The following is a 17,901-nucleotide window of genomic DNA, read 5'->3' as shown; positions in this document are numbered from 1 at the left end:
TTAGCGGTCCACGTCGGCCATAACGAAATCGATACTACCCAGGTACGCAATCAAGTCCGCGACCATCTCGCCTTTGATCACCGAAGGGATCTGCTGCAAGTGGGCGAAGCTTGGGGTACGAATCCGGGTGCGGTAGCTCATGGTGCCGCCATCGCTCGTCAGGTAATAACTGTTGATACCCTTGGTCGCTTCGATCATCTGGAAGGATTCGTTGGCCGGCATTACCGGACCCCACGAAACCTGCAGGAAGTGCGTGATCAGGGTTTCGATGTGCTGCAGCGTGCGCTCTTTCGGCGGCGGCGTCGTCAGCGGGTGATCCGCCTTGTACGGGCCGGCCGGCATGTTGCGCATGCACTGCTCGATGATCTTCAGGCTCTGGCGCATTTCTTCGACGCGCACGATGCAACGGTCGTAGGCGTCGCCATTGGCCGCCAGCGGGACTTCGAACTCGAAGTTCTCGTAGCCGGAATAGGGGCGCGCTTTACGCAGGTCGAAGTCGCAACCGGTCGAACGCAGGCCGGCACCGGTGACGCCCCATTCCAGGGCCTCTTTGGTGTTGTAGGCGGCAACGCCGATGGTCCGACCCTTGAGGATGCTGTTGTCCAGGGCGGCTTTCTGGTACTCGTCCAGGCGCTTGGGCATCCAGTCGATGAATTCCTTGACCAGGCGTTCCCAGCCATTCGGCAGGTCGTGGGCGACACCGCCGATGCGGTACCAGGCCGGGTGCAGGCGGAAACCGGTGATGGCTTCGATGACCTTGTAGGCGCGCTGGCGGTCGGTGAAGGTGAAGAACACCGGGGTCATGGCGCCGACGTCCTGGATATAGGTACCCAGGAACAGCAGGTGGCTGGTGATCCGGAAGAACTCGGCCATCATGATGCGGATGGTGTCGACGCGGTCCGGGACCTTGATGCCGGCCAGCTTCTCGACCGATAGCACGTACGGCAGGTTGTTCATCACGCCGCCGAGGTAGTCGATACGGTCGGTGTACGGGATGAAGCTGTGCCACGACTGGCGCTCGGCCATCTTCTCGGCACCACGGTGGTGGTAGCCGATGTCCGGTACGCAGTCGACGATTTCTTCGCCGTCCAGCTGCAGGATGATGCGGAAGGCACCGTGAGCCGAAGGGTGGTTCGGGCCCAGGTTGAGGAACATGTAGTCCTCGTTGGTGCCGGAACGCTTCATGCCCCAGTCTTCCGGACGGAAGCGCGCGGCCTCTTCTTCAAGTTGCTGCTTGGCGAGGTTGAGGCTGAACGGGTCGAATTCGGTGGCGCGGGCAGGGAAGTCCTTGCGCAGCGGGTGACCTTCCCACGTTGGCGGCATCATGATGCGCGTCAGGTGCGGGTGGCCCGGGAAGTCGATACCGAACATGTCCCAGACTTCGCGCTCGTACCAGCTGGCGTTGGGCCAGATACCGGTCACGGTCGGGATGCTCAGGTCGCTCTCGGACAGTGCGACCTTGATCATCACGTCGCTGTTACGTTCCAGCGACATCAGGTGGTAGAACACGGTGAAATCGGCGCCGCTCGGCAGGCCTTGGCGCTTGGTGCGCAGGCGCTCGTCCACGCCATGCAGGTCATAGAGCATGACGTACGGCTTGGGCAGGTTGCGCAGGAAGGTCAGGACTTCGACGAGCTTGGCGCGCGCCACCCACAGCACCGGCATACCGGTGCGTGTGGCCTGGGCGGTGAAGGCGTCAGGGCCAAAACGGTTATTGAGTTCGACGACCACATCCTGGTCGTCTGCCTTATAAGGCGGGATGTACAGAGCACTGCCTGTAGTCATGGTTTTTTATCGCTTTCGGTCAACGTAAAGAATGAAGCCAGGTTTTCGTTCTATAAAAGAAGCGGTGCTGGATCAGACTTCGTCGGGGCTGCGCAGGTTGGTGACTGCGATTCGCTGTTCGCGGCGCTGTTCCTTTTGCGACGGCATCTCGGCGCGGTACACGCCTTGATCGCCGACGACCCAGGAAAGCGGGCGACGCTCCTTGCCAATCGATTCCTGCAACAGCATCAAGCCTTGCAGGAATGCTTCGGGGCGGGGCGGGCAGCCAGGCACGTAGACGTCCACGGGCAGGAACTTGTCCACCCCTTGAACCACGGAGTAGATGTCGTACATGCCACCGGAGTTGGCGCACGAACCCATGGAGATAACCCACTTTGGCTCGAGCATTTGCTCGTAGAGACGCTGAATGATCGGCGCCATCTTGATAAAGCAGGTACCGGCGATAACCATGAAATCCGCCTGGCGCGGCGATGCCCGGATAACTTCGGCGCCAAAGCGTGCGATGTCGTGGGGCGCCGTGAAGGCGGTGGTCATTTCCACGTAGCAGCACGAAAGACCGAAGTTGTACGGCCACAGGGAGTTCTTACGTCCCCAGTTGACCGCGCCACTCAGCACGTCTTCCAGCTTGCCCATGTAGATGTTTTTGTGGACTTGGTCTTCTAACGGATCGGAAACGGTTTCCCGTTCGCCGATGGGGTACTGCTCGTTAGGAGCATCCGGGTCGATCCTGGTGAGATTGTATTGCATCGCCAAAGCCTCATTGTTTCAGCTTCGCTTGCCGCTTACGACGAGCTTCCGGAGCCCAATCAAGGGCGCCCACTCGAAATAGGTAGACAAGGCCTGCCAACAGAATTGCTATGAAAACGAGAGCTTCGACGAATCCGGTCCAGCCGCTTTCGCGGACGGACACAGACCAGGCAAAGAGAAAGAGGGCTTCGATATCGAAGATCACGAAGAGCATCGCGACCAGATAGAATTTGGCTGAGAGCCGCAAGCGGGCGCCACCTGTAGGCAGCATGCCGGATTCAAACGGTTCATTCTTGCTGCGGCCCCAGGCTTTTGACCCGAGGAGGCTGGAAACACCGAGCATGAAGGCGCAAAGGCCGACAACACCGAGGAGGAAAATGGCAAAGCCCCAGTTGTGGGCCATGAGTCCTGTCGCTTCGGTCATGCTGGAAATCCTTAACAGAGAGCAAAGGTCTCTGAGCTCGAAAAAGTAACGATGCAGTGACGATATGTCGCACTGCAATCAATCGCGGTGATTTTATGGCTAAACACCGGGCAAGTAAAATTCCTAGGGCGAAATTATTCGATGGAATAAGCACATAGTGCACCTTCTTGGGGCTGTAGCCCTTGCGGGGCGGGCATTAGCGGGCATTTTATCAAATGTGTTTTGTTTAACCTGTAACGAAGTTTTTATGTGGCAAATGATAATGAGTATTGTTTGCGTGGGGTTTAAGCGATTGTTTCTCATGCAGCGGAGTAAGTTGCCGTTACTTGCCTGATTAGCGCTAGTTGTTGGAGCGGATCTTTTAACCGATTTATCTGCAACGAATAGCGCTCTGGATCAAGGTTTTGGACAAAATCTTCAGGTTGCATGCGTTCCCTTGTGGGAGGAGGCTTGTAAAGGATGTCTCCGGTTTCAAACGTAAAGGATGTCTCCGGTCTGTACCGGGGCAAGACCCTTCCCACATTTTGCCCTTTTGCCCTTATTGAATCAGTGAGATGCGTACCGGCAAAAAAACGCCCCGAACCAGTCGGGGCGTGATTGTCGTGCGGCACTGCGGTTAGCTCTTTAACGGGTCCGCAGTGGCCGTGTACTCACATCGATCAGTGGAACTGCTCTTCTTCGGTCGAGCCGGTCAGCGCGGTCACGGACGAGGTGCCGCCCTGGATCACGGTGGTCATGTCGTCGAAGTAGCCGGTGCCCACTTCCTGCTGGTGGGCCACGAAGGTGTAGCCCTTGGCGGCGTCAGCGAATTCCTGCTCCTGCAGCTTCACGTAGGCGGTCATGTCGTTGCGGGCGTAGTCGTGCGCCAGGTTGAACATGCTGTGCCACATGTTGTGAATGCCGGCCAGGGTGATGAACTGGTGCTTGTAGCCCATAGCGGACAGTTCGCGCTGGAACTTGGCAATGGTTGCGTCGTCCAGGTTTTTCTTCCAGTTGAAGGAAGGCGAGCAGTTGTAGGACAGCAGTTGGTCCGGGTATTCCTTCTTGATCGCTTCAGCAAAGCGACGCGCTTCGTCCAGGTCCGGCTTGGCGGTTTCGCACCAGATCAGGTCGGCGTACGGCGCGTAGGCCAGGCCGCGGGCGATGGCCTGGTCGAGACCGGCGCGCACTTTGTAGAAACCTTCCTGGGTGCGTTCGCCCGTCACGAACGGTTGGTCGTACGGGTCGCAGTCCGAAGTCAGCAGGTCCGCAGCGTTGGCGTCGGTACGGGCCAGGATGATGGTCGGCGTGCCGGCAACGTCAGCCGCCAGGCGGGCAGCGGTCAGTTTCTGCACGGCTTCCTGGGTCGGTACCAGTACCTTGCCGCCCATGTGGCCGCATTTCTTCACCGAAGCCAGTTGGTCTTCGAAGTGCACGCCGGCAGCGCCAGCTTCAATCATGCTTTTCATCAGCTCGTAGGCGTTCAGTACGCCACCGAAACCGGCTTCGGCGTCGGCCACGATTGGCGCGAAGTAGTCGATGTAGCCTTCGTCGCCCGGGCCTTTACCGGCTTTCCACTGGATCTGGTCGGCACGACGGAACGAGTTGTTGATGCGCTTGACCACGGTCGGCACGGAGTCCACCGGGTACAGCGATTGGTCGGGGTACATGGATTCAGCGGAATTGTTGTCCGCTGCCACTTGCCAGCCGGACAGGTAGATCGCCTGGATACCGGCTTTCACCTGTTGGACTGCCTGGCCGCCAGTGAGGGCGCCCATGCAGTTGACGAAATCTTTCTCGGGGCGGAAGGACGGCTTGGCACCTTGGGTGACCAGCTTCCACAGCTTCTCGGCGCCGAGTTTTGCAAAGGTGTGCTCAGGTTGAACCGAGCCACGCAGGCGGACGACGTCAGCAGCGGAATAAGCGCGGGTTACGCCTTTCCAGCGTGGGTTTTCAGCCCAGTCTTTCTCGAGGGCTGCAATTTGCTGTTCGCGTGTCAGTGCCATGGGGGAAAACCTCGTCGCATAGGTCTAGGTGGAAAATTCCATTTGCCAGCCACGTAGTGAATGCGTGGTTATGGCTGCTCGCTGACCAGAAGCTCAGGTGTTCAAGTTGAGTTCGACGGAGTAGGCGACGGGATGAACGACGGCTCAAGGGGGGGAGTTGAGCAGGTAAGGGCGAACTGCGAACGGTCTTCGGGCATCGTGGGCCTTTGTACGATCCATCAGTGTGTAGCCGGGTCACCTGGTTAGCTTCCGTCCCTCGGGACAACTTCGTTCCAGTCGCAACCTCGTCAAACACGCCTTGTGGGCGGTACAGACACGAATCGGCTCGGGTGGGTAGCTTGGAGCGTCGATCCGAAGGCCCTTGCTAGGGCCCCTGATTAGCGGGAGCGAGGCCATCATGCCCATGCTTTTTTGGATCGTCAAATGTTTTGTAGTGCTTTTTTTATGGCACTACATCTTTAGTCTAATACGACTCATCAGTCAGTTTTTGGTGCTTCAGTTCAGGGTGTCGACCTTAACCCGCAACGTCAGGTCATCACGGCCCTGGGTAGAGTAGCTGCGGGTTGTAGAGGATTTATCGGCCTGGGTCTCACGGTTGATGCCGGCCAGGGGGATCCATTCGCCAAGGCGCCCGCTGACGCTTGTGTCGGTACTTTGCACATTCACTACATCGGGACGTTCCTGGCTCATGCGGTCACGGTTGGTACTGATCGCCAAATGCACGGTCTCGCCGGTGACGCTGGCGGTGACGTAGAAGCCCTGGGTGACGTTGCGGTACTGGGTCTGGTTCTGCGGGCGACCGTAGGCGTCGGGCTGGGTCGTGGTCAGTGGCACGCTCTGGCCGACCTGGATCAGCGCAGGCACGCCTTCGCTGGCCTGGATCTGCTGGATGCCGCCGTCGCGGCTGGCGGTGCCGTAGCTGATGATGCGGGTCTGGCTGTCGCCGCTGTTCTGCTGGTTGTTTTCGTTGGTGTCGACGGTGATCAGCAGGCGCTTGGCCGGTGTGTCCAGTTGGGCGAGCAGTGCACGCAGATCCTGGATCTTGCCGGGGGCGGCGTTGACAATTAGCTGGTTGCCGTAGGCGCTGACGGTGCCGTCCTTGCCGATGAAATTCTGCGCCACGGGGAGCAGGTCGGTGCTGGTGCGGTTGCTCAGGTTGACGACTTCGGTGTCGGCCATGGCCGAGCAACTGGCAGTCAGGAGGAGGGCGGTGAGCAGGGTGCGTAGGGACATGTCCGTTATCTCTGCGAGTCATTTAGGCTTGATAGTGCCAGTTTGTCGGCCTGGGAGGTCGCAATTTGAATCGTAGACGGCAAAATGCCCTGGCATGGCAGGGCATTGTTGGTGTTGCTGAAATAGCCATCGGGGGCAAGCCCCCTCCCACATTTTGACCGAGTACATCCTTGGGGATGCGGTCAAGTGTGGGAGGGGGCTTGCCCCCGATGGCAGCGACGCGGTCTCGAATCAGCCCCCGCGCACCATATCGACATGGGGAATCCCGACTTCCAGGAATTCCTCGCTGACGATCTTGAAGCCCAGTCGCTCATAGAACGGCGCCGCATACACCTGCGCACTCAGGAACTGCTTGGTCTGGCCACGTTGCTCGGCCACGCCAATCACCGCTTCCATCAGCTTGTCGCCGACCTTCAGTCCGCGCCAGTCCTTGAGCACCGACACACGACCGATCTCGCCGCTCGGCAGCAGGCGCGCGGTACCAATCGGAAAGTCGCCTTCGAATGCAAGGAAATGCACCGCGTCTGCGTCGTCCGCGTCCCACTCCAGTTCAGGTGGGACCGATTGTTCAGCGATAAATACCGCTTCACGAATGCGCCGAATCTCGGCGATATCCTTATGCCAGTCCGCGACACTTACGTGAATCTTATTCATCAGCAAACCCCAGGCTTCCTTGCTTGACCAGCTCGCACAGCAGGTCGCGGGCGTCTTCGTCCAACAGCCATTCGCCGAGGTTTTCGGCGTGCAGTGCATCGGCGGCGCAGACCAGTTTCAGCAGCTCGCGCAGTTTGCCCGGCAGGTAGCGGCTCTGGCCGCTGGCGAACAGCAATACGTCATCGTCGACTTCCGACCAGGCCATGCGCGCGCTTGGATTGCGCACCAGGATCGCGCCGTCTTGCAGGCTGCTGATGAAGTCGTCTTCGCCCAGTTCTTCGCCCGCCACCATTTCCGGGTAGCGCGGTTCGGTCATGAATTGGCCGAACCAGGTCAGCAGCATGCGCTCGTCGCTCATGTGCTCGGCCAGCAGGCTCTTGAGGCGGTCGAGGGCGTCGCTTTGGATCTGGTGCGGGTCGCTGACCGGCTGCGCGTCGGCGTCGGTGTAGCGCTCTTCGTCGGTCAGGTACTGGGCGAGGAAGTCGGTGAAGTGGGTCAGTACTTCAGCGGCGCTTGGTGCGCGAAAGCCCACCGAGTACGTCATGCAGTCATCTTCGGCGATGCCGAAATGCGCCAGGCGCGGCGGCAGGTAGAGCATGTCGCCCGGTTCCAGCACCCATTCGGCGCTTTCTTCGAATTCGGCGAGGATGCGCAGGTCGGCGTGTGGCAGCAGCGGGCTTTCGGAGCTGCACATCTGGCCGATCTTCCAGTTGCGCTTGCCCTGGGCTTGCAGCAGGAATACGTCGTAGTTGTCGAAGTGCGGGCCTACGCTGCCGCCGGGTGCGGCAAAGCTGATCATCACGTCATCGATGCGCCAGCTTGGCAGGAAGCGGAACTGCTCCAGCAGCTCGGCCACTTCTGGGACGAACTGGTCGACCGCCTGTACCAGCAGGGTCCACTCGCGCTCAGGCAAGGTGCTGAAGGCGTCTTCGGCGAACGGGCCGCGGCGCAGTTCCCACGGGCGTTCGCCGTGTTCGATCACCAGGCGCGATTCGACTTCTTCTTCCAGGGCCAGGCCGGCGAGTTCGTCGGCGTCGATCGGGCTTTCGAAGTCAGGGATCGCCTGGCGGATCAGCAGCGGTTTTTTCTGCCAGTAGTCGCGCAGGAATTCCCGTGCCGTGATGCCGCCCAGAAGTTGAAGAGGGATGTCAGGATTCATGTGTAACCTATTGAAAAAAAGCACTTTTCAGACTGGAATAAAAACGCCCGGCGCGGCCGGGCGTCTCAAGGGGGCTAGCGCGAATCAGATGCGCTTGGCTTGCTCTACAGCGTTGCCGATGTAGTTGGCCGGGGTGAGCAGCTTGAGCTCGGCCTTGGCCGCGGCTGGCATGTCCAGGCCGTCGATGAAAGTTTGCAGTGCTTCAGGGCTGATGCCCTTGCCACGGGTCAACTCTTTCAGCTTCTCGTAAGGGTTTTCGATGTTGTAGCGGCGCATCACGGTCTGGATCGGCTCCGCCAGCACTTCCCAGCAGGCGTCCAGGTCAGCGGCGATTTTCTGCGCGTTGAGCTCCAGTTTGCTTATGCCCTTGAGGCTGGCTTCGTACGCGATCACGCTGTGGGCAAAGCCCACGCCGAGGTTGCGCAGTACGGTGGAGTCGGTCAGGTCGCGCTGCCAGCGGGAGATCGGCAACTTGCTGGCCAGGTGCTGGAACAGGGCGTTGGCGATGCCGAGGTTGCCTTCGGAGTTTTCGAAGTCGATCGGGTTGACCTTGTGCGGCATGGTCGACGAACCGATTTCACCGGCAATGGTGCGCTGCTTGAAGTAACCCAGGGAGATGTAGCCCCAGATATCGCGATCGAAGTCGATCAGGATGGTGTTGAAGCGCGCAATGGCGTCAAACAGCTCGGCGATGTAGTCGTGCGGTTCGATCTGCGTGGTGTACGGGTTGAAGCCCAGGCCCAGCTCGTCTTCGATGAAGGCGCGGGCGTTGGCTTCCCAGTCGATCTCAGGGTAGGCCGACAGGTGGGCGTTGTAGTTGCCGACGGCGCCGTTGATCTTGCCCAGCAGCGGGACTGCGGCGACTTGAGCGATCTGGCGCTCCAGGCGGTACACCACGTTGGCGAGTTCTTTGCCCAGGGTGGTCGGCGACGCTGGCTGGCCGTGGGTACGCGACAGCATCGGCACGTCGGCGAAGCGGATGGCCAGCTCACGGATGGCTTCGGCGGTCTGGCGCATCAGCGGCAGCATCACGTCATCACGGCCTTCGCGCAGCATCAGGGCGTGGGACAGGTTGTTGATGTCCTCGCTGGTGCAGGCAAAGTGGATGAATTCGCTGACCTGGGCCAGTTCCGGCAGCTTGGCCGCCTGCTCCTTGAGCAGGTATTCGATGGCTTTGACGTCGTGGTTGGTGGTGCGCTCGATCTCTTTCACACGCTCGGCGTGCTCCAGGGAGAAGTTTTCCGCCAGGGTGTTGAGCACAGCGTTGGCTTCGGCGGAGAACGCCGGCACTTCGCTGATGGCGGGGTGAGCGGCCAGGCGCTGGAGCCAGCGCACTTCAACCAATACACGAGCACGGATCAGGCCGTATTCGCTGAAAATAGGGCGCAGGGCCTGGGTTTTGCCGGCGTAGCGGCCGTCAACAGGGGAAACCGCAGTGAGCGAAGAGAGCTGCATGGGGTGTTCTCGGACAGTCGGGCAACGAAATGGGGCGCGTATCATACATGAAAAAATTCGCCGGTCCGTTGCCAACTGACCGGCGTATTACGCGTAACGGCTTGAAAATAGTCTGTTGGTGCGACTTATTCGTTGCGCATCAACGGGTAAAGCTCTTTGAGCAATTTGCGTCGGCTGATCACCAGTTGCCAACGATGACCGCCCAATTGCCGCCACAACCGCGCCGAACGAATACCGGCCAGCAGCAGGGCGCGGATTTTCGAGGCGTTGTTCGGTTGCTGCAGGTTGCGCATGTCGCCGTGCACCTGGATGCGTTGGCGCAAGGTGCTCAAGGTGTCCTGGTACAGCGCACCGCAGGCGGCGATCACGTTTTCGTGGGCCGGGCCGAAGTGCTCTACCTGGGATTGGATCTGGGGCAGGCGTTTGCCGATGGTTTCCAGCATGTCCTCGCGCTTGGCCAGTTGGCGCTCGAGGCCGAGCATCGACAGGGCATAACGCAGCGGCTCGCGCTGCAAGGTGCTGGGGTCGCGCTCCAGGGCGCCGATCAGGGCGCGGTAGCCTTCACGCAGTGCGAGGTCGTCGCCCCCGTAGACTTCCAGGGTGTCCTTGGGGTCGCGGATCAGCAGGCTGCCGAGCATGCAGGTCAGGCCGGCTTCGGTGACCTGGCCGGTCTTGGCGATCTTGTCCACCAGCACGGCGGAGAGAAATACCCCGCCGAGTGCCGTCAGTTGCTCCTGGGTCGGGCTCATGCCGGGTTGCTCCAGGCTTCGGCGACTTCAATCACGCCGCCGCCCAGGCAGATTTCGCCGTCATAGAACACCACCGACTGGCCAGGGGTGACCGCACGTTGCGGGTCATCGAAAGTGGCGCGGTAGCCGCTGGCGGTTTTTTCCAGGGTGCAGGGCTGGTCGCTCTGGCGGTAGCGCACCTTGGCGGTCAGGCGGCGCGGGGTGCTCAGGTCGATCGGGTTGACCCAATAGATCTCCGAGGCCAGCAGCGCGCCCGAGAACAGCAGCGGGTGTTCATTGCCCTGGCCGACGATCAGCACGTTGTGTTCCAGGTCCTTGACCAGCACGTACCACGGCTCTTCGCCGGCGTCCTTCAAGCCGCCGATGCCCAGGCCCTGGCGCTGGCCGATGGTGTGGTACATCAGGCCGTGGTGACGGCCGATCACTTCACCCTCGGTGGTCTTGATCTCACCCGGTTGCGCCGGCAGGTACTGCTTGAGGAAGTCGCTGAAGCGGCGCTCGCCGATAAAGCAGATCCCGGTGGAATCCTTCTTCTTGGCGGTCGCCAGGCCGTGTTGCTCGGCGATCCTGCGGACTTCGGGCTTTTCCAGTTCGCCCACCGGGAACAGGGTCTTGGCGATCTGCTCGCCGCCGACGGCGTGCAGGAAGTAGCTCTGGTCCTTGTTCGGGTCCAGGCCCTTGAGCAGTTCGGTGCGGCCATCGATGTCACGGCGGCGCACGTAGTGGCCAGTGGCAATTAAGTCGGCGCCAAGGATCATGGCGTAGTCGAGGAACGCCTTGAACTTGATTTCGCGGTTGCACAGGATGTCCGGGTTCGGCGTGCGACCGGCCTTGTATTCGGCCAGGAAGTGCTCGAACACGTTGTCCCAGTACTCGGCGGCGAAGTTGGCGGTGTGCAGCTTGATACCGATCTTGTCGCACACGGCCTGGGCGTCCGCCAGGTCGTCCATGGCGGTGCAATATTCCGTTCCATCGTCTTCTTCCCAGTTCTTCATGAACAGGCCTTCCACCTCATAACCCTGCTCCATGAGCAGAACGGCGGAAACGGAAGAATCCACGCCGCCGGACATGCCGACGATGACGCGCTTCTTTTGTGTGTCAGAAGGGGCTGGATCACGCATAGGGTTTCAACGGGTGTCTTGAAAAAGGACGCGATTCTAGCAGGCCTGGGCCCGCAAGGCTAAAGAGAAGGGCGGATCAATTCCAGACTGTGACGCTGGCCGGCCAGATAATCATCGATACAGCGGATGATCAGCTCGCTGCGCCAGTCGTCGCGCACGGCCATCAGCTCGTCACGGGTCAGCCAGCGGGCGCGCAGGATGCCTTCGTCGAGTTGGTAGTCCGGGTGGTGTTTCAAGGCCTTGGCGATGAAGCACACGCGCTGGTAGGTCACGCCGTTGCTGGGGGCGGTGTACAGGTAGATGCCGACGATGCCCGTGGCGTCCACGTCCCAGCCGGTTTCTTCGAGGGTTTCGCGCACGGCGGCCTCGGTCAGGGTTTCATGCGGGTCGAGGTGGCCGGCGGGCTGATTGAGCACGGCGCGGCCGCCCTTGAGTTCTTCGACCATCAGGAATTTGCCGTTGTCTTCGACGATGGTGGCGACGGTGATGTGGGGTTGCCAGGTCATGGGATGCCTCTCGATTCGGGATGCCGCACAGGCTTGGGGCTGGGTTGCAGTCAGTGTGTGAGGGGGGCTTGCCCCTCACACAGGGATGATGCATAAGCAATCTGCATGATGCGCCTGACATTTTATGATTTTACCGATTTAAGCTCCCGGTGCAGCTTATCTCTCCAGAACCCTTGCCTTGGAGAGTGTCATGCACCCGATTGCCGATAAAAGCTACGAAGTGCGCCTTACATCGCCACTGCCCATTGCCTTCATCCTGCTGTGGAGTTCCGGCTACATCGGCGGTGCGTTCGGTGTGCGTTATGGCGAGCCCTTCACCATGACGTTCTATCGGTTTGCCTTGGCTGCCCTGGTGTTCTTGGGAGTTGCACTCGCCATCAAGGCGCAATGGCCGAAACGGCTCGCCCCCTACCTCCATGCTGCGGCAGTGGGGCTGCTGTTGCAGGCCTTGCAGTTCGGCGGCCTTTACACCGGCATCAGCCAAGGCGTTCCCGCAGGGCAGGCGGCATTGATCGTCGGGCTGATGCCGGTGTTCGTCGTGATCGGTGCCTATTTCTGCCTGGGTGAGCAATTGAGCTGGCGCGACCTGCCGGGTTCGATCCTGGGCGTTGGCGGCGTGGGCATCGTCGTGGCCGGCAGCTTTTTTGGCTCCGAGGCGTCAGTGGTTGGTTACGGCGCGGTGGGCTTGGCGCTATTGGGTATCACGCTTGGCACCCTCTATCAAAAACGCTTTCTTGGCGGGGTGAATCTATGGGTGGGTTGTTTCATTCAGATGGTCACCGCGTCACTGGTCATGTTGTTGCTGGCATACACCACCGAAACCATGCAGGTCACCGAGTGGGTTCCATTCGCAGCGTCGGTGGCCTGGATCACGCTGATGAACTCCGTGGGTGCGCTGACGCTGCTGTATTTGATGATTCGACGGGGGGAGGCGAGTAAGGCGACGAACTTGTTTCATGTGATTCCGGCGGTCACGCAGATCATGGCGTCATTGGTGTTGGGTGAGGTGCCGAGTGGGGTTGCGCTTGTGGGGTTTGTTGTTTCAGGGACGGGGGTTTATTGGATGAATCATGTGCGCGCCAAGTAGGTAGTCTTGACAGGTATAGCGGGTGCCTTGCACTAATAGCGGGGAATATTTACTCACTCGCATGGGTATGGCATGAGAGTCAATCTTGATATTCAGTCGCTGCGCAGTTTCCTCAAGGTCGCAGAACTGGGCAGTTTCACCCGGGCCGCGCAAGCGTTGAGCCTGACCCAGCCGGCAATCAGCCAGCAAATTCGACGACTTGAGGATTTGCTGGGTGTCGAGCTTTTTGCTCGCGACAATCGGCATGTATTGCTCACTCTCGAAGGAGAGCGCTTGACCGGCTATGCCCAGCAGATGGTCAGCGTCAACGACAAGGTGGGGAGCCTGTTTGATACCAGTCGCACTCAAGAGTTCGTGACGCTGGGTATTCCCGAATATTTCAGCGAGGAAATCCTGCAGCGCATTATTCCTGCTTTGGCGCTTGAATTACCTTCAGTGCGAATTGTGGTCAAGGTCGCGCGTTCCCTGTTGCTTGCGGAGGCGTTCAGTGAGGGACGAATCGATATTGGCCTGATGATTGATGAATTGCCAAAAGTCGCTGGCGTGCCTTTGCATGCACTTTCGTTGATGTGGCTGGGTGGCGAGTGTGCGGCAGCCCCCATGGACGGGCAGGAAGTTTCGCTGGCCCTGTTCAAGGCGCCCTGCGTGTTCAGGAGCCTGGCGATTCGGCGTTTGGAGGAGAGTGGCATCAGGTGGCGCTGCGTGTATGAGTCTGAAGACCTGATGTCGCTGCGTTCAGCGGTCCAGGCGGGAGTCGGTGTGACGCTTTTACCCTGGTTTGCCCAGGTGCCGGGCTTGAAAAACGTCGAAGCGCTCGCGCATTTGCCTGCGCTGCCGGGGTTTGGGGTCGAACTCAAGCAGAGGGCGGGCTGGGAGCCTTGGTACAAGCCGCAGTTCCTGGCGATTATCGAGGCCGCGTGGCGCGAGGAATACGGCGTTGCATAAGCCCTGAAAACACAAACCCCGGCACTTGGCCGGGGTTTGTGATGCATCCTTACAACCTTACTTCAACTTGGCAATCGCCGCGTTGAGGGTGTTGCTTGGGCGCATGGCCTTGCTGGTCAGCTCTGGGTTCGGCGCGTAGTAGCCGCCGATGTCCACTGGCTTGCCCTGTACGGCATTGAGCTCGGCAACGATGGTTGCTTCGTTCGCGGCCAGGGTCTTGGCCAGTTCGCTGAATTGACCTTGCAGTGCAGTGTCTTCGGTCTGGGCGGCCAGGGCTTGGGCCCAGTAAAGCGCCAGGTAGAAGTGGCTGCCGCGGTTGTCGATGTTGCCGACTTTGCGCGATGGCGACTTGTTGTTGTCGAGGAACTGGCCGGTGGCCTGGTCCAGGGTCTTGGACAGTACCAGGGCTTTCGGGTTGTTGTACGTCACACCCAAATGCTCGAGGGAAGCAGCCAGGGCCAGGAACTCGCCCAGGGAGTCCCAACGCAGGAAGTTCTCTTCCAACAGCTGTTGCACGTGCTTCGGAGCCGAACCGCCGGCGCCGGTTTCGAACAGGCCTCCGCCATTCATCAGCGGCACGATCGACAGCATCTTGGCGCTGGTGCCCAGTTCCATGATCGGGAACAGGTCGGTCAGGTAGTCGCGCAGTACGTTGCCGGTCACCGAGATGGTGTCCAGGCCCTTGCGGGTGCGCTCCAGGGTGAACTTCATCGCGTCGACCGGCGACATGATGCGGATGTCCAGGCCTTCGGTGTTGTGGTCTTTCAGGTAAGCCTGAACCTTCTCGACAACAACGCCGTCATGTGCGCGCTTAGGGTCCAGCCAGAAGATGGCCGGGGTGTTGCTGGCGCGGGCACGGTTGACGGCCAGTTTGACCCAGTCCTGGATCGGCGCGTCTTGGGTCTGGCACATGCGGAATATGTCGCCAGCCTCGACTTTCTGTTCCATCAGCAGGTTGCCCTTGCTGTCGGTCACGCGGACGACGCCGTCAGCCTTGACCTGGAAAGTCTTGTCGTGGGAACCGTACTCTTCGGCTTTTTTCGCCATCAGGCCAACGTTTGGCACGCTGCCCATGGTGGTAGGGTCGAAGGCGCCGTTGGCCTTGCACTCTTCGATCACCGCCTGGTAGATGGTGGCGTAGCAGCGGTCCGGGATCACGGCCTTGGTGTCGTGCAACTGGCCGTCGGTGCCCCACATTTTGCCGGAGTCACGGATCATGGCCGGCATCGAGGCGTCGACGATGACGTCGCTCGGCACGTGCAGGTTGGTGATGCCTTTGTCGGAGTTGACCATCGCCAGGGAAGGGCGGGCGGCGTAGACCGCCTGGATGTCAGCTTCGATCTGCGCTTGCTGCTCGGCCGGCAGGGCCTTGATGCGGGCGTACAGGTCGCCGATGCCGTTGTTCAGGTTGAAGCCGATCTGTGCCAGCACGTCTGCGTGCTTGGCCAGGGCGTCTTTATAGAACTCGGCAACGATCTGGCCGAACATGATCGGGTCGGAGACCTTCATCATGGTGGCTTTCAGGTGGACCGACAGCAGCACGCCTTGTTTCTTGGCGTCTTCGATTTCAGCGGCGATAAAGCTGCGCAGCGCGTTCTTGCTCAGTACGGCGCTGTCGATGATTTCGCCGGCCTTGACGGTGGTCTTTTCTTTCAGGACGGTGGTGGTGCCGTCTTGGGCGACCAGCTCGATTTTGACCGCGTCAGCGGCTTCGATCTGTACGGCTTTTTCGCTGCCGTAGAAGTCGCCGTTGCTCATGTGGGCAACGTGGGACTTGGAGTCGGCAGCCCAGGCGCCCATCTTGTGCGGGTGCTTGCGAGCGTAGTTCTTGACCGACAGCGGCGCGCGGCGGTCGGAGTTGCCTTCGCGCAGTACCGGGTTCACGGCGCTGCCCTTGACCTTGTCGTAACGTGCACGGGTTTCTTTTTCCGCGTCGGTGGTTACGGTTTCCGGGTAGTCCGGCAGGGCATAGCCCTGGGCCTGCAGTTCCTTGATCGCCGCTTGCAGCTGAGGTGTCGAGGCGCTGATGTTAGGCAGCTTGATGATGTTGGCTTCAGGGGTAACGGCCAGGTCGCCCAGTTCGGCGAGGTGGTCCGGTACGGCCTTGGTGCCCAGTTGCTCGGGGAAGCTTGCGAGGATGCGCCCTGCGAGGGAGATGTCGCGGGTTTCCACGGCAATATCAGCGGAAGCGGTGAAGGCCTCTACGATAGGCAGCAGTGAATAGGTGGCGAGGGCTGGGGCTTCGTCGGTGAAGGTGTAGATGATCTTCGAGCGGGTGGGCATATTCGGATTAACTCTCTTCTTTGCTGAAAGCGTGCGCAGAAACTCGAGATGCGCCGGGTGGAGCGCGTTCGTTCAAAGTCATCCATGAGCGAAAGGTCGAGGTTTCTTCGCGGTGATGTTGGGTTGCATCAGTCGAGCGTCAAGCGGGTGGACTATTGTATTAGTCCTGCTTTGTAGCGGAGGGCCCTGTTCCAGAGCGGTCTGCCGTCGTGACTCTTTGGTCAGCGGCGGCATTATACATAGGTCGCTATGCTTACGCCGAGCCTTCATACAAAAGGTGTGTCGTCCATTGGTCTAAAGGTCGCAGGTACCGGATTACGCCTAAAGTCGCACGATGTGCTCAAGATTGGCGCTTTTCCCTTTGCTTTCAGGCTTGTAGGCGACAATTTATGCTGTTTTCGAGGCAAATGAGCATGGCGCGAGGTTTCAGTCGCCATTTATCTGGAGTAGGCTCGGACGCAGCCAGATGTTCAATCCATAGATGGAGTTCAGCATGGGATACAAGAAGATTCAGGTTCCGGCAGTCGGCGACAAAATCACCGTCAATGCAGACCATTCTCTCAATGTTCCTGACCAACCGATCATCCCTTATATCGAAGGTGACGGTATTGGCGTCGACATCAGCCCGGTGATGATCAAGGTGGTCGACGCAGCTGTTGAAAAGGCTTACGGCGGCAAGCGCAAAATCTCGTGGATGGAGGTGTACGCCGGCGAGAAGGCGACCCAAGTCTACGACCAGGACACCTGGCTGCCCCAGGAAACCCTGGATGCGGTCAAGGATTACGTGGTGTCCATCAAGGGTCCGCTGACCACCCCGGTCGGCGGCGGCATTCGTTCGTTGAACGTGGCCCTGCGTCAGCAACTCGACCTCTACGTGTGCCTGCGCCCGGTGCGCTGGTTCGAGGGTGTGCCCAGCCCGGTCAAGAAGCCAGGCGACGTGGACATGACCATCTTTCGCGAAAACTCCGAAGATATTTACGCCGGGATCGAGTGGAAGGCCGGCTCGCCGGAAGCGACAAAGGTCATCAAGTTCCTCAAGGAGGAAATGGGCGTTACCAAGATTCGTTTCGACCAGGATTGCGGCATTGGTATCAAGCCGGTATCGCTGGAAGGCACCAAGCGCCTTGCGCGCAAGGCCCTGCAGTATGTAGTGGATAACGATCGCGACTCGCTGACCATCGTGCACAAAGGCAACATCATGAAGTTCACCGAAGGGGCCTTCAAGGAGTGGGCCTACGAAGTGGCGGCTGAGGAGTTCGGTGCGACCCTGCTGGATGGCGGTCCGTGGATGCAGTTCAAGAACCCGAAGACCGGCAAGAATGTCGTGGTCAAGGATGCCATCGCCGATGCCATGCTCCAGCAGATCCTGCTGCGTCCGGCTGAGTATGACGTGATCGCGACCCTCAACCTGAACGGCGACTACCTGTCCGACGCCCTGGCAGCAGAGGTGGGTGGTATTGGTATTGCGCCGGGTGCCAACCTGTCCGACACCGTCGCCATGTTCGAGGCTACCCACGGTACTGCGCCTAAGTATGCGGGCAAGGACCAGGTCAATCCGGGCTCATTGATCCTGTCGGCGGAAATGATGCTGCGCCATATGGGCTGGACCGAAGCGGCTGACCTGATCATCAAGGGTACCAATGGCGCTATCTCGGCCAAGACCGTGACCTATGACTTCGAGCGCCTGATGGATGGCGCGAAGCTGGTGTCGTCGTCGGGCTTTGGGGATGCGCTGATTTCGCATATGTAAAGGTGTGTCACAAAAAAA

The 17,901-nt window shown here is 59.8% G+C and carries 15 protein-coding genes; 3 read left to right on the top strand and 12 right to left on the bottom strand.

Annotated features, from left to right (window positions below; genetic code table 11):
* The 11 genes from nuoC to HCF10_RS12755 form a co-directional block, all read right to left on the bottom strand.
* A complete protein-coding gene (gene nuoC, locus HCF10_RS12805; protein ID WP_090402815.1) occupies positions 1-1,785 on the bottom strand; it encodes an NADH-quinone oxidoreductase subunit C/D in 1,785 nt (594 codons plus the stop codon).
* 72 nt (positions 1,786-1,857) lie between these two features.
* Positions 1,858-2,532 (bottom strand): NuoB/complex I 20 kDa subunit family protein, encoded by a 675-nt coding sequence (locus HCF10_RS12800; RefSeq protein WP_003174719.1) that lies wholly within the window; start codon positions 2,530-2,532, stop codon positions 1,858-1,860.
* 10 nt (positions 2,533-2,542) lie between these two features.
* Positions 2,543-2,956: an NADH-quinone oxidoreductase subunit A gene (locus HCF10_RS12795; RefSeq protein ID WP_003219575.1), complete on the bottom strand. Its 414-nt coding sequence runs from the start codon at positions 2,954-2,956 to the stop codon at positions 2,543-2,545.
* 659 nt (positions 2,957-3,615) lie between these two features.
* Positions 3,616-4,941: an isocitrate lyase gene (gene aceA / locus HCF10_RS12790; protein ID WP_003219577.1), complete on the bottom strand. Its 1,326-nt coding sequence runs from the start codon at positions 4,939-4,941 to the stop codon at positions 3,616-3,618.
* A 495-nt stretch (positions 4,942-5,436) separates the two neighbouring features.
* Positions 5,437-6,174 (bottom strand): secretin N-terminal domain-containing protein, encoded by a 738-nt coding sequence (locus tag HCF10_RS12785; RefSeq protein WP_131698065.1) that lies wholly within the window; start codon positions 6,172-6,174, stop codon positions 5,437-5,439.
* A gap of 231 nt (positions 6,175-6,405) precedes the next feature.
* The gene (locus tag HCF10_RS12780; protein WP_131698064.1) at positions 6,406-6,828 is read right to left on the bottom strand and encodes a GNAT family N-acetyltransferase; all 423 of its coding nucleotides are present in this window, start codon (positions 6,826-6,828) and stop codon (positions 6,406-6,408) included.
* Positions 6,821-7,987 carry a ribosomal protein uL16 3-hydroxylase gene (locus tag HCF10_RS12775; RefSeq protein WP_167655671.1) on the bottom strand — a complete coding sequence of 389 codons (1,167 nt, stop codon included), beginning with the start codon at positions 7,985-7,987 and terminating at the stop codon, positions 6,821-6,823. The genes HCF10_RS12780 and HCF10_RS12775 overlap by 8 nt, the downstream gene beginning before the upstream one ends.
* An 84-nt stretch (positions 7,988-8,071) precedes the next feature.
* Positions 8,072-9,442, bottom strand: coding sequence for an adenylosuccinate lyase (gene purB, locus HCF10_RS12770; RefSeq protein ID WP_032889684.1), 1,371 nt, complete (start codon positions 9,440-9,442; stop codon positions 8,072-8,074).
* A 125-nt stretch (positions 9,443-9,567) separates the two neighbouring features.
* Entirely contained in the window at positions 9,568-10,191 is a 624-nt protein-coding gene (gene hflD / locus HCF10_RS12765) for a high frequency lysogenization protein HflD (RefSeq protein WP_027606331.1), read from the bottom strand.
* Positions 10,188-11,312, bottom strand: coding sequence for a tRNA 2-thiouridine(34) synthase MnmA (gene mnmA / locus HCF10_RS12760; RefSeq protein WP_131698061.1), 1,125 nt, complete (start codon positions 11,310-11,312; stop codon positions 10,188-10,190). The genes hflD and mnmA overlap by 4 nt, the downstream gene beginning before the upstream one ends.
* Positions 11,313-11,371: 59 nt before the next feature.
* Positions 11,372-11,818, bottom strand: coding sequence for an NUDIX hydrolase (locus HCF10_RS12755; protein WP_167655670.1), 447 nt, complete (start codon positions 11,816-11,818; stop codon positions 11,372-11,374).
* 190 nt (positions 11,819-12,008) lie between these two features.
* Between HCF10_RS12755 and HCF10_RS12750 the strand changes: the two genes are divergently transcribed.
* Together HCF10_RS12750 and HCF10_RS12745 are read left to right on the top strand one after the other, a co-directional pair.
* A complete protein-coding gene (locus tag HCF10_RS12750) occupies positions 12,009-12,905 on the top strand; it encodes a DMT family transporter (protein WP_131698059.1) in 897 nt (298 codons plus the stop codon).
* Between the two features lie 72 nt (positions 12,906-12,977).
* Positions 12,978-13,850, top strand: a complete 873-nt coding sequence (locus tag HCF10_RS12745) for a LysR family transcriptional regulator (RefSeq protein ID WP_167655668.1) — start codon at positions 12,978-12,980, stop codon at positions 13,848-13,850.
* Positions 13,851-13,907: 57 nt separating this feature from the next.
* Here the strand turns inward: HCF10_RS12745 and HCF10_RS12740 are convergent, their stop codons facing one another.
* A complete protein-coding gene (locus tag HCF10_RS12740; protein ID WP_131698057.1) occupies positions 13,908-16,133 on the bottom strand; it encodes an NADP-dependent isocitrate dehydrogenase in 2,226 nt (741 codons plus the stop codon).
* 493 nt (positions 16,134-16,626) lie between these two features.
* Here HCF10_RS12740 and icd point away from each other — a divergent pair, with 493 nt between their 5' ends.
* Positions 16,627-17,883, top strand: a complete 1,257-nt coding sequence (gene icd, locus HCF10_RS12735; RefSeq protein WP_027606337.1) for an NADP-dependent isocitrate dehydrogenase — start codon at positions 16,627-16,629, stop codon at positions 17,881-17,883.
* The last annotated feature ends 18 nt before the right edge of the window (positions 17,884-17,901 follow it).

It is taken from the genome of Pseudomonas sp. B14(2022), from assembly GCF_012030485.1.
Lineage (GTDB): Bacteria > Pseudomonadota > Gammaproteobacteria > Pseudomonadales > Pseudomonadaceae > Aquipseudomonas.
Note: the sequence above shows the minus strand (reverse complement) of the source record. Positions and strands in the feature narration are given on the sequence as shown.

Coding starts and splice junctions, on each gene's coding strand:
- HCF10_RS12780 (WP_131698064.1), bottom strand. CDS start 6,828: ATGAATAAGATTCACGTAAGTGTCGCGGACTGGCATAAGGATATCGCC.
- aceA (WP_003219577.1), bottom strand. CDS start 4,941: ATGGCACTGACACGCGAACAGCAAATTGCAGCCCTCGAGAAAGACTGG.
- mnmA (WP_131698061.1), bottom strand. CDS start 11,312: ATGCGTGATCCAGCCCCTTCTGACACACAAAAGAAGCGCGTCATCGTC.
- nuoC (WP_090402815.1), bottom strand. CDS start 1,785: ATGACTACAGGCAGTGCTCTGTACATCCCGCCTTATAAGGCAGACGAC.
- HCF10_RS12755 (WP_167655670.1), bottom strand. CDS start 11,818: ATGACCTGGCAACCCCACATCACCGTCGCCACCATCGTCGAAGACAAC.
- HCF10_RS12745 (WP_167655668.1), top strand. CDS start 12,978: ATGAGAGTCAATCTTGATATTCAGTCGCTGCGCAGTTTCCTCAAGGTC.
- HCF10_RS12750 (WP_131698059.1), top strand. CDS start 12,009: ATGCACCCGATTGCCGATAAAAGCTACGAAGTGCGCCTTACATCGCCA.
- purB (WP_032889684.1), bottom strand. CDS start 9,442: ATGCAGCTCTCTTCGCTCACTGCGGTTTCCCCTGTTGACGGCCGCTAC.
- HCF10_RS12795 (WP_003219575.1), bottom strand. CDS start 2,956: ATGACCGAAGCGACAGGACTCATGGCCCACAACTGGGGCTTTGCCATT.
- HCF10_RS12775 (WP_167655671.1), bottom strand. CDS start 7,987: ATGAATCCTGACATCCCTCTTCAACTTCTGGGCGGCATCACGGCACGG.
- HCF10_RS12785 (WP_131698065.1), bottom strand. CDS start 6,174: ATGTCCCTACGCACCCTGCTCACCGCCCTCCTCCTGACTGCCAGTTGC.
- HCF10_RS12740 (WP_131698057.1), bottom strand. CDS start 16,133: ATGCCCACCCGCTCGAAGATCATCTACACCTTCACCGACGAAGCCCCA.
- hflD (WP_027606331.1), bottom strand. CDS start 10,191: ATGAGCCCGACCCAGGAGCAACTGACGGCACTCGGCGGGGTATTTCTC.
- HCF10_RS12800 (WP_003174719.1), bottom strand. CDS start 2,532: ATGCAATACAATCTCACCAGGATCGACCCGGATGCTCCTAACGAGCAG.
- icd (WP_027606337.1), top strand. CDS start 16,627: ATGGGATACAAGAAGATTCAGGTTCCGGCAGTCGGCGACAAAATCACC.